General features: G+C 65.3%; 10 protein-coding genes and 1 riboswitch. Of the genes, 1 reads left to right on the top strand and 9 read right to left on the bottom strand.

From position 1 onward, the window contains the following. From RM2_RS21860 to RM2_RS21820, 9 genes are all read right to left on the bottom strand, one after another. Nucleotides 1-874 (bottom strand): signal peptidase I (locus tag RM2_RS21860; protein WP_072691600.1); only part of this gene is annotated, 874 nt, incomplete at its 3' end. A gap of 5 nt (nucleotides 875-879) precedes the next feature. Continuing rightward, the gene (locus RM2_RS21855; RefSeq protein WP_072691599.1) at nucleotides 880-1,506 is read right to left on the bottom strand and encodes a SipW-dependent-type signal peptide-containing protein; all 627 of its coding nucleotides are present in this window, start codon (nucleotides 1,504-1,506) and stop codon (nucleotides 880-882) included. A 186-nt stretch (nucleotides 1,507-1,692) separates the two neighbouring features. Continuing rightward, the gene (locus RM2_RS21850; RefSeq protein WP_072691598.1) at nucleotides 1,693-2,214 is read right to left on the bottom strand and encodes an alternate-type signal peptide domain-containing protein; all 522 of its coding nucleotides are present in this window, start codon (nucleotides 2,212-2,214) and stop codon (nucleotides 1,693-1,695) included. A 745-nt stretch (nucleotides 2,215-2,959) separates the two neighbouring features. Then, nucleotides 2,960-3,670: a hypothetical protein gene (locus RM2_RS21845; RefSeq protein WP_245814089.1), complete on the bottom strand. Its 711-nt coding sequence runs from the start codon at nucleotides 3,668-3,670 to the stop codon at nucleotides 2,960-2,962. A 629-nt stretch (nucleotides 3,671-4,299) separates the two neighbouring features. Further along, a complete protein-coding gene (locus RM2_RS24720) occupies nucleotides 4,300-5,046 on the bottom strand; it encodes a hypothetical protein (protein WP_169846796.1) in 747 nt (248 codons plus the stop codon). Nucleotides 5,047-5,347: 301 nt separating this feature from the next. Next, on the bottom strand, nucleotides 5,348-6,475 hold the full coding sequence (locus RM2_RS21835) for a glycosyltransferase family 4 protein (protein WP_072691601.1): 1,128 nt from the start codon (nucleotides 6,473-6,475) through the stop codon (nucleotides 5,348-5,350). Nucleotides 6,476-6,518: 43 nt separating this feature from the next. After that, nucleotides 6,519-7,895: a hypothetical protein gene (locus RM2_RS21830; protein ID WP_072691595.1), complete on the bottom strand. Its 1,377-nt coding sequence runs from the start codon at nucleotides 7,893-7,895 to the stop codon at nucleotides 6,519-6,521. A 43-nt stretch (nucleotides 7,896-7,938) separates the two neighbouring features. Next, nucleotides 7,939-8,976 carry a C40 family peptidase gene (locus RM2_RS21825; RefSeq protein WP_072691594.1) on the bottom strand — a complete coding sequence of 346 codons (1,038 nt, stop codon included), beginning with the start codon at nucleotides 8,974-8,976 and terminating at the stop codon, nucleotides 7,939-7,941. A 243-nt stretch (nucleotides 8,977-9,219) separates the two neighbouring features. Continuing rightward, nucleotides 9,220-9,762, bottom strand: a complete 543-nt coding sequence (locus RM2_RS21820; RefSeq protein WP_072691593.1) for a C40 family peptidase — start codon at nucleotides 9,760-9,762, stop codon at nucleotides 9,220-9,222. Between the two features lie 14 nt (nucleotides 9,763-9,776). Next, nucleotides 9,777-9,942: riboswitch (cyclic di-AMP (ydaO/yuaA leader) on the bottom strand. 729 nt (nucleotides 9,943-10,671) lie between these two features. Between RM2_RS21820 and RM2_RS21815 the strand changes: the two genes are divergently transcribed. After that, on the top strand, nucleotides 10,672-11,453 hold a 782-nt coding region (locus RM2_RS21815; RefSeq protein ID WP_507762071.1), incomplete at its 3' end, for a nuclease/transposase family protein.

Genomic DNA, 11,453 nt, shown 5'->3' with positions numbered 1-11,453 from the left:
TGACCACCGGGGTCGGATAAAAGTTCGCGTTCGCACCGAACGTGCTCGCCACGGCCGCGGTATCGGTGAACGCCGCAGCCGTACCCGACGTGGTCGCCACCAAAGCCGCCACACCGACCGCACCCAGCGCCATCAAAGGCCGCGCCGGCAACATACGGGACGGCCGAATCCGGGTCGGCAAAAGGCGGGTCGCGAGGGTTCGGGTCTTGGTCACCGGAGCGACCGGCATCTCAAACTGCTGCGTCGGTGCGTCATCGAAGTCGCTGTGCCCCAACGATTCGGCGTTGGGCTCGGATTCGGCCTCGGGCTCACCGGACTTCTCACCGCCGGACGAACCACCACTACCGCCCTGGCCGTCGTCATCCTTACGCGCGGCAGGCCGGAACGCGACCACCATCAAACTGCCCACGAAGGCGCCGCCGAGGAAGATCGCCACCGGCGAAGACAGCCATGCCACCACATAACCGAGCGAGGGAACACTGAAGAACACCCGATCAGCCTCGGACACGGTGTACGGAGACAGATCCGCATCCTTGTTCGCATCACCCTTGAGGATCAACACCGAAGAGTTCGCGTTCGACGACACGATCTCCTTCACCCGGTGCGTGATCCGAGTGCCCTGCGGATTCAGCACACTCACCACATCACCGACCGCCAGATCAGAGGCCGGCACCGCACGCGAGAGCGCCAACGAACCCGTGGTGATATCCGGAGACATCGACCCCGACCGGAACACCAACGGCTTGATACCAAAGAAGAACGACGCCGACGCAGCCAACACACAGACCAAGCCCGCGATCGCCCCCACATTCAGGGCGATGTCACGAATGGGCAGTTTGCGATCCGACCCAGCCGGATTTGCTTGCGCAGTCATGACAATCAGGCCGTCGTCGCATTGAAGTTGAATGACACGTCCACAGACTTGCCCTCAACACTGTTGTTCGTACCCGCAGTGTCCTTCGCGTCCGGATGCAACCGAATCTGGAAACACACGTTCTCACTCTCCCCCGGCCCCAACGTCCTCGGGCCGTCGAGCGCCTCCACCGAGCCACCCTTCTCCATCCACGTAACCGGCCCGAGGGTGTCACCACTGCACTTGTTGCCCGACGCGCCTGGATCACCGTCCTTGAGCACGAACACCATGTACGGAGCCACGTCCGACGAGGACGCCGCCGCCGAAATCGTGTAGGTGAGCGGCGCCGAACCCGTGTTCGTCACCGGCAACTTCGCGCTCGACCGTTCGCCCGGCAACAAGCCCGACAGCGACCACTCCGTAAACGCGTACGGATTGCCCTGTTCCCCGTCGATCTGCAAATCGATCGAGCCGGTCGAGAACACACCCGACGTCGCCGTCGCAGTATCACTCCAGGCCGCCAGCGTCCCGATCGCACCGAGACCCAACACGATCCCCAACGACGCAACCGCCCGCGGCTTGCTACCCGACATCAACGACCGCGCGCGGGCACCGAACCCCGACGCTGAACTCGAAACCTCTTGACGAGACATTGTTGCTATGCCTTTCCTGATACATCCAGCAGCGGCGCCAGTGCGCCGGGGTTAATACACATGTGCGGCCATGCCTCGAGCGCGGCAGCCGGGGTCGAAACGTGTGGCGCATCGGTCGCCGACCCGGATCGGGCCGGCGACCAACGCGCCGGGGGTGCCCACCTGAAAGCGGTTGGGCGTTTGCGACTAGGCGTTCTGCTTCAGCTCGACGCTGAAGTTGGTCAAATCGACGGACTCGCCCTGAGCGGCGTTGCCCTCCACGTCGTTGAAGGTGACCTTCACCTCGACGTCGACGACATTGCCGTTGTTCTCCGTGGTGATGGTGCCGTCCGCGAGTTCCACGTCGTTGATCGTGGCGGTAGTCGCCAGCCCCAATGCGTCCGCGAGGGCAGCGTCACCGTCGATCGTGCTCTCGTCTGCCGTCAGCGTCGCGGACAGGTTGTTACCGGTGGCGCCAATCTCGAAGCTCGCACTGTAGGTGAGGACATCGCCGGGCACCGCCAAGAACTGCGAGATATCGGCGATGGGGGCGCCCTTGCTGTCGGTCCAACCGGTCTCGTTCACCTGGTCAAGCGAAAGGGTACCGGACTGGACGGAGCCCCCGCCGACGCTCGCCGAGTCGTTCCACGCGGCCATGGTGCCCGCTCCACCGGCGAGAAGGAGTGCGGCTGCACCGGCGGCGATGGCGCCCTTGGTCTGCTTGTTCATCTAAAGTCCCAGCTTTCGTCGAACCCGGTCGCGGGTTTGGAATATCGGTCTCGGATAGGAGTTGTGTTCGCCCAAAGGAATGGGCCGAGTTTCGTAGCATCCGTGGTCGAGGTCTCGCGCATCGCTGCCGGTAACCCGGAGAAACCAGGTACGCCCTTTACGATGCGTTGAAGTTCTACCACGGTGAACCGCCATTCGCTTAGCAAATTCTTAACATTCCCGCAAAACACCTGGTCGCATGTCCAAATATCTTTCTTGCTCGGATCGACGAACCGGCGGCGGCGTCATCGACCAGCGGATCTGACCATGGCCGCTCGTGTTGGCCCGGTGACCGAGAGTGGCGTCGGGCGGCCTGTCACAGACAGAAGACAGGAGTCACATTATGGTGTAAATTGCTGTGCGCGTTACTTTGTGACGACAGAGGCTTGCCGTAAGCTATGGAGAATTGTCAGCTATCTCTTCGACGGTTTGGACCCTCCGGGAGGTAGCGGCGGTCGGCTACGCGTCATTCGTCGTACGCTTCGATGGGAACGCCCCGTCCTCGTTCATCTCGTCGCCCCAGACTCGGAGACCCAGACTCGGAGACCCAGACTCGTCGCGCCAGACTCGGAGACCCCAGCAGTCGGAGATCCCAGTAGTCGGCACCCGCCGCGGCGACGAAGTCCGCGGCCATGCGGAAGCGGCCCCTAAAGGTCCACTTCGGGCGCCGCCTCCACTTTTGTCACTTGACGGAATTCTCTACATATCAGCTGAAGTTCTTGAGGAACCGGGCGATCGTGTCGCCGAGGACTTCGCTGATGGAACCCGTAGAGCTGAGCTGCCCCTCCGAGGAGCCGAGGCCGCCGCTGTCCAGGCTGCCGGTGACGGCCTCGCCCGCGTTCGGTTCTCGCACGGTGAAGCACGCGGTCAGGTTGGGCAGATTCTCACCGATGCCGACGGTGCCCCCTGTCTTGATGCCGCCACTGGTGACGGTGCTGCCGACGGGGAGGTCGTCGGGGACCCTGTAGGTCATCTCCAGGGTGACAGGGTTGGAGGAGTTGATCGAAATTCCGGGGCTACTCACCTTATAGCCGGAGCCGCTCGGCACCGGGGTGACAGTTGCGGTGTCCTGCCCACTCGGGAACGTGAACCTCTTGATGGTCGCCTTGACCGGCGCCCCGAACCCGGCCGGCGGGTAATCGACGATGGAGCTGAGGTAGGGGTTGCCGATGCCGCTGGTGCCGACGACGGTCTTGTAGGTGACCTCCGTGCCGCTGGCAGCCTGCGAGGCGGTGACCGTCTTGTCGTAGGTGTGGGTGACCCACACGGTGGAAATGTTGTTCTTCGTAGCGTGGCTCGTCTGCGAGCACTCGGCGGCGCCGGCCACGCCCGCGCCGAGGCCGACGGTCAGACCGGTCACAACCAGGGCGGCGGAGGCAGCCCGGGCAGCGGCACGGCGCATCGGGTTGTGGGACAAGATAAATCTCCAATTGATCGGTTGCAGAGCCAACCGCGGTATGCCGACCTGTCGCGGTCTACAGGCCCCAGATTGTCTGGAGCGAGCGCAGGATTGCCAAGGGCGCTCGATGTCGACGCATGTGACTGTTATACGGACCCGCGTTCACCCACGCAGGAAAACGCGGAGAATCGTCCAGGCCTAGAAGCTCTTCGATCTCGACCAACCTGTTACCACAGTCGCGTTGGGTAGGTGCCTTCCGGTTCGATAATGGCGTTGCCGGGCTCGGTGTTGATGGCGGGAGCGTGCCGTCGTTCGCCGGGTTCTCGGTCCCCACCTTTTCCGGGTGTCAGGCCCTTCGCGGTGTGGAAGGTTTCTTCTCGGTGCGACCCTCGCCGCCGTCAACGGCGATGACACGTTGGCTCACAGAAGGAGCTGGCGCGCGGGATAATTCGAGTTCCTCGCGACGGACACGCAGCCGGTACACCTGCCCGTGCACGGACGTTTCCTCGAGGCGCGTGGCTGCGCAACCCCTGCGGGGTTTCGGGCGGGTGCGCCCTCACCGGCCCGACGACGCGGAAGCGGCCCCGGAAAGGTCAAATTCCGGGTGCCGCTACCACATTGTCACCTGACGCGTGGTGCTCTACACGTCAGCTGAGGCTCTGGATGGCCCGGCCGATGGTGTCGCCGAGGACGTCGCTGATCGAGCCTGTGGAGCTGAGTTGGCCGTCCGAGGAGCCGAGGCCGGAATCATCCAGGCTGCCGGTGACGGTCTCGCCCGGGTTCGGGGCGCGGACGGTGAAGCATGCCGTCAGCACGCCGGGCAGGCTGTGGCCGATGCCGACGGTGCCGCCCGTCTTGATCCCGCCGCTGGTGACGGTGCTGCCGACTGGGACGTCGTCGGGAACCTTGTAGGTCACCTGCATCGTGACGGAGTTGCTGGCGTTCATGAAAATTCCGGTGCTACTCATCTTGTAGCCGGAACCGCTCGGCACCAGGGTGACGTCATGGGTGGATTGCCCGGCGGCGGCGGCCGTGAACCTTCTGACGGTCGCCTTGACCGGCGCCCCGAACCCGTCCGGCGGGTAGTCGATGATGCTGCTGAGGTACGGGTTGCCTATGCCGGTGGTGCCGACGACGATCTTGTAGGTGACCTCCGAGCCTGGCGCGGCCTCCGCGGTGGTGACCGTCTTGTCGTAGGTGTGGGTGACGCCCCAGGTAGAGGCGTTCTTCTTGGTACGGTGGCTCGTTTGCGAGCACGCGACGGCGTCGGTCTCTGCCTCGGCGGCCTCGGCGGCGCCGGCGGCGCCCACGCCGACGCTGACGGTCAGACCGGTCGCGACAAGGGCGGCGGAGGCGGCGGCGGCAAAGGCGCGGCGCATCGGTTTGTGAACCATAGTGCGGTGGGGCACAGCGCTTTGGGGCACAGCGCTTTGGGGCACAGCGCTGCGGGACATAGTGCTGCGGGACATAGTCCTTTGGGACACAGGGAGATCTCCAATCGATCAGTTGCATGACCAACCGCGTCCCCCGACTTATCGCGGTCCACTCACGCAAGAGTGTCGATAGTCGGCCACGGTTTGTCAATAGTGACCGATACCAACGCATGTGACTGTTTCATGGACCTGTCCTTCGTCCACACAGAAAGATACGGAGAATTATTCGGGCCTACGTGCTCTTCGATCTCGAGCGGGCAGCCTAGGCGAGCAGCGACTGTAGCTTTCCGGCGAGAACGTCCCATCGCCACTCTGCCTTGATCCACTCGCGGCCCGCCGCGCCCATCGCGGCGGCGCGGTCGGGATCCGACAGCACGGCGATCACCGATTGCGCCACGTCGGCAACTGATGTACCGTCTACGACCATTCCGGTTTCGTTCTGCCGCACTGTTTCCGGGGCGCCGCCCGACTGTCCCGCGATGACCGGGACGCCGGTGGCCGACGCCTCGAGGAACACGATGCCGAGTCCCTCCACGTCGAGTCCGGCACCCCTCGTCCGGCATGGCATCGCGAACACATCGGCGATCGTGTGGTGGGCAGCCAATTCGGCCGAAGGCACTGTGCCCGTGAACACCACATGCTCCTCCACACCCATCGACCGGGCCAGCGACCGCAGCCGGTCCTCATAGGGTCCGCCGCCGACGATGACCAGGACTGCGCCGTCGATATGTTCGCGGATACCGGGCAGAGCCCGGATCAGGACGTCCTGCCCCTTACGCGGCACCAGGCGCGACAGGCACAGAATTGTCGGCCGCTCCCCCAGTCGGTACCGGGAGCGCAGTTCGGCCCGAGCGCCGCTGTCCGGAGCGAAATGTTCGGTGTCCACTCCCGGCGGCAGGTGCTCGAGCGCCGCGCTCAAGCCGAATGCGGACGCGAATCTGCGGCGGGTGTAGCGGCTCACATACGTGACGGTGTCGGTATGCGTACCGATGCGGCCGAGCGCCTGCCGGGCCGCGGGCAGCATCGACCAACCGACCTCGTGCCCGTGCGTGCTCGCGATCACCCGCTGCGCTCCGGCGCGGCGCATCGCCGGGGAGAGCAGCGCGAGCGGGGCGGCCGCGCCGAACCAGACGCCCGTGCACTCGTGTTCCGCGAGAATTTCGGCCGCGCGACGCGCGACGAACGGGGTGGGCACCATCAGCGTTGTCGGATGACGTACCACCTGAAATGGTTGCCGTGCATCGAACTTGATGTGCGAGTCGCCTCGCCAGCGCGGCGCATAGACGACGAGTTCCTCTGCGGGCAGATACTTGGCGAAGGTGTGCAGGTACGACTGAATTCCGCCGGGGCGCGGCGGAAAATCGTTCGTCACCAACAGGGTTCGGCGCATGTGATCACCGTAGGCGGTTCGCCGGATGGACGCCGACGCAGGGTTACCCCAGGTGAGCACCCACCCAGGCGCTCCAGCGGTTCCTGAACTGATCGCCGTCGATGCCGATGACACCGGCCAGGCGTCCGTCCACCGTCTGCGAATCCGCCTTCCCCACGGCCAGTGCCCGGTACAAGTCGGTCAACCGGGCTTCGCCGAACTCGTCGGCGACGAAGGCGCTGATCGACCACGCGGTCTCGTACGCCAGCGTCCCACGTTCGCCGGACGCGGCGAAGTCGTCGTCGTCGGGGAAGTCGCCGGGGGCACCCTCGGCAGTGAGCCGAGCGGCAAGCGTGGGAGCGATCTGCCGATCAGTCATGCGCGTACCCCGGTAGCCCGCGTACTCGGCGTAGCCCTCGAGCATCCACATCGGCGAACCGTCGATCGTCTCGGCCCGCGTCGCCACGTGGGTCAGTTCGTGCCGCAGGATCTCGCGCCTGGTGACGTCGGTGAGCCGCTCCGTCGATGCCGGGCTGAATACGATCCTCTGTCCCGTGACCACGTCGGAATCCGGGTCGACCGCGTCCGAGATCGCGACGGCGGCGATGTTGCGGCCATCGTGATTCGGACCGACCAGAGCCGTGAACTCCTCCTGCGATTCCGCGACCCAGACGAGCGCGCGGCCCGCCCAGTCCGAACCCCACAGTTGAGTCACGTCGGCGACGGCGGCCGGGAGTTCCCCGGCGAGACTGTCGACCATCTGAGCGTCCCCGGGGTGCCCGAGCACCACCGACGTTCGCCCGTCGCCCGTGTCGACGCGGCGCGACACAATCGGACCGAAATCCCAAGGACCTCGCCATGTCGGGGTGCCTCCGTCAGCCGTGGCGCTGTCTCTGACCACCGTCCAGTAGTCGCCGCGCCGGGCCACGACGAGGGACACCGGTTTCCGGGTGGGACGCTCGTCGGCCCCCGCGATCGCGTAGCGGAGTTGCACAGCAGGTGCCCATACCTCGTCGGCGCCCAGTGCATCGACGAGACTCGGCGGAACCACCGTTTCGGGTCCGGCGGTGATCTCGTAACCCCAGTCCGAGAATTCCACGCCGGAGATGTTGGCCGCTCGTCGCGTTTCCGCAGCGAGGAAGCCAGGTGCCGCCGACTTGTCGATCAGATCGGACAATTCGGCGGCATCATCGCTTTGTTCAGCCGACGCCCATGTGTCGAGGAGTGCCTGCACCGCCACCGTGCGGGAGCGCTGGTCAGCATTCGATATTCCGCTGACCGCGTCCGCACCATGATCGCCGTGCACGAGACCGGTCAGTCCCAGGACGGCGACCACGGCGACGACGAGTCCGACCAGCGCCGCCCACTCCCACGGCCGCGTCTGACGGCGTGGGGTCGGATCCGGTGCGGGCCCCGCGGTGTGCGGGTTCGATTCGGGCACGCGGTGAGTCTAGGAGCACCGCCCGAGCGGGGCAGGGTCGCCGTCAGTAACGGCGCGCTCCATAGAACGGGAACGTTGCCATCGACTCGACTTTGACCGGAACCCCGTATGTCGAGGCATGGACGATGTTGCCGTTGCCTGCGTAGATGCCGACGTGGGACGCATCGTCGTAGAACAGGACCAGGTCACCGGCTTGTAGCGCGTCGCGGGACACCGGCATCCCGCCACTGGCCTGCGCCTGACTCGACCTCGGCAGCGTCCTGCCGATTTGGTTGTAGGCCCACACGACGAGCCCTGAGCAGTCGAACTCGTTCGGCCCGGACGCGCCCCACACGTACGGGTCGCCGATGCGGGTCAAGGCGGCCTGTAATGCGCTCGTGCCCGCGCCCGGCGTCAGGTGAGCGAGGATCGTGGCCGGGTCTAGTCCGGGTGGGAACGGCGTGCCCGCCAACTCCTCGCGCTCCGAGGCGCTGAGATTGCCGAACGCCTCCAACACCTCATCGATCTGGGCTTGAAGATCACTCTGCTTGCGTTGCAAATCGTCGCTCACCGCCTTGGCCTGCTCCGCGGCGGACCGTGCGGCGTCCGCAGAATCCTTGGACGCCTCTGCCGCACTCGTCGCATCCGAAGTGGCCGACCAGAACTGAACCACCTGGTTACTGGTTTCTTTGGAGATGACGTCGAGCACCGACATCTGGTCGAGGAGTTGCTGCGGCGAGTCGCTGCTCATGACGGCGAACAGGCGATTGGTCCGAGCACCCTGGTAGGTGGCCGTGGCCAGCTGGTTCACCGCCGGTCGGAACACCTCGACCTGCGCCCTCGCGGCGTCGAGCACAACCTGATCGGCCGATGCCACGGCGTCCGCGTCACGTTCCGTCGACTGTTTGGCTTCCAGATCGATCTGAGCGTCGTGGAGTGCCTCCGAGGTCTGCTCGGATTGACGCGACAGTTCACCGAGTTTCGCCATCGAGTCGGTCGGATTGGTGAAGACCGGGTCGGCGCCCGCCTGGATCGAGGGCAGCGACACGAGCACCAAAGACAACACACCTGCCGTCAGCACACTGCGCAGGGAGCGCTTCATAGGTGACACCACGGAATTGCACTTCTCCGATCGTCGATCTCCACCAGCCGCGTCGACCGTCCGAGCGGCTCGGGCATCCCCGGCTCGAACAAACCCGGAATGGCCGAAGTGGCGGTGACCCGCGCTGCCGCCCGATTGGACGGCATATTTTCGCAAGGTCTCGGATAGGTTACGGAATCGCATACGCATGCGTCCAGCCATGTCTCGACCGCCATGTTCGCCCTTCGCGGGATCAGAACGGGATCAGAAGCGGCGCGCCTCGTCGACAGGCATGGACGCGACGGGCGCCAACTTGACGGGCTGCCCTGCGGAAGCGGCGTGGATCACGTTGCCGTTGCCGGCGTAGATGCCGGAGTGCGTACCGCCGTAGAAGGAGATGACATCGCCGAGGCGAAGATCGGACTGCGGCACGCGCGTGCCGACGGCGGCCTGTTCATGGCTGGTGCGCGGCAGATTCAGACCGGCCTGCTTGTACGCCCACTGCACGAGCCCGGAGCAGTCGAACGAGTTGGGGCCGGCGGAGCCGTAGGAATACGGCGCACCGAGCTTGGCCTGAGCGGCCTGAACGGCCCTCTCGCCGGCAGTGTTCATGGGCGGCGCGACCGGCCCGGTGGGCGCTCCGGGCATCTGCGGGACGACAGGCCCTGGGATCTCGAAGGTTCCGATTCCGGGGATCGTGATGGGGTCTGCGGCCGCGGGGGCCGCGGTAGCGGTGAGCGCTCCGACTGCGAGCGCGCCGGCGACGACTGCCCGTCGCACATTTCGTTTGGAATCTTGTGACGCCACGAGATGGGTACTCCAATTCTTCCGTTCATCCGCCGACCGAGTTAGCTGACGGGTTCGGGCTGGGAAGATCAGCCCTACCCACCGGTTCGTGAAAGAAGTCCCGGCGGGATTCACCCCAGTAGAAACTTGGGTTCCCGGTACGACCGCTCTTGCGAGAGGCCGATTAGGCGGTGACCAGCGATGCTGCCCCGGTATGAGGCTGCGAGTCTCCGCTAGGTCTCGAAAAGGTTACGAACTGGAATGCCTCCATGTCGACCGGGCGCACGCCCAACGGCCCCTTCCAGACCGATCGGGATGTGCGGGGCCGGTTGGTAACGACTCAGTAACAATCAGTCTGTTTTACGGCGTTTGTTTCACCCGAAAGGGTAAAGGAAGCGCGACGAAAACAGGGTTCTCCACTACCCCTGCTCGCCGCGTTCCTCCTGCTCAAAGGGAGTTCGGCGAGTGAATCCCGCCTTGCCTACCAACTTCCCGAACCGAGCGCCCCCGCATGGCTGGGGGCTTCTGCCCGAGGTCGACTCCCGGGCGCGGCCCACACCCGTGGCGGCCACCCAAAATTGGCGATGTGATACTCGTCGCTCAGCACGCTCGACGCCCTTCTGTCGGTCCCCGTCCATACGCTCTTCAGCGGTAGGTAGCGAGGAACCCCGGCCGTTCAGGGCAGGGAGGAATCGCGTCAGTGTGCGGGGCGTTTCTGGTTTTCGATGTGGTCCTTGACGGTCGACCGGGGTGCGCCGCCGCACGAGCCTGCAAAGTGGACGGCGATCAGAAGTGAGCACCCCACAGATACTTGCGGATGGGGTGAAGACCACGTGTGCGCGGAAGGTTGAAAGATGACCGAACGGCCCGTGCGTGCGTGCGGTTTTGGTTCCCGGTGTGGTGTCGGGGGTCACTGTTAGGGTCCGGGGCATGAAACAGGTGGTGCGGGTGAAGGTGGTGCCCGACGGGCGGCAACTCGACACCTTGATACGCACCCTGACCGTCTGTAATGACACCGCCACCCTGGTCGCTCAGATCGCGCATGAGAAGCGGGTGTTCCGTAAACGCGATCTGCGGGCGATCACCTACGCCACCGCCCGTGAGCACGGTGGGTTGGGTGCTCAGGTGGCGCAGTCGGTGATTCGCAAGGTCGCCGATTCGTATACAGCCCTGCGGGCCAACCTCCGTAGCGGCAGGTACGGGCCGACAGGATCTCGGCGCCGGGAACGCGTGGAGGCCGCGCCGATCCGATTCCGTCCCGACGCGGCGCAACCGTTCGACGACCGGTGCCTGTCCTGGCAACACGACCCGGACAGCATGGGCGGCGGCACCGTGTCGATCTGGACGCTCGACGGCCGGATGAAGAACCTGCGTTTCGTCGGGCACCGCGACCAGGTCGCGATGCTGCGGAAATACCGCAGGGGGGAAACCGATCTGGTGGTACAGCGTGATCGGAAGGGAAAACCTACCGCCTATTTGATCGCCACCTGCGATGTGCCCGATATCCCGGTGGGCGGCGGCGAACACCTGAGCGCCCCCGGCGGGTGGATTGGGGTGGACCTGGGCATCGTGAACATCGCCGTGACCTCGGACCGGGCACTTGGCGACCACCTCATCGGCACCTACGGGGACGGTGCCCCGGACGGTCCGGGCGGTCGCGGCAGTACCAAGGATCGTCGTACCCGCAACCGGGAACTGCGGCAGGCGTTGCA

Source organism: Rhodococcus marinonascens NBRC 14363, from assembly GCF_001894885.1.
GTDB classification, from domain to species: domain Bacteria; phylum Actinomycetota; class Actinomycetes; order Mycobacteriales; family Mycobacteriaceae; genus Rhodococcus_F; species Rhodococcus_F marinonascens.
Note: the sequence above shows the minus strand (reverse complement) of the source record. Positions and strands in the feature narration are given on the sequence as shown.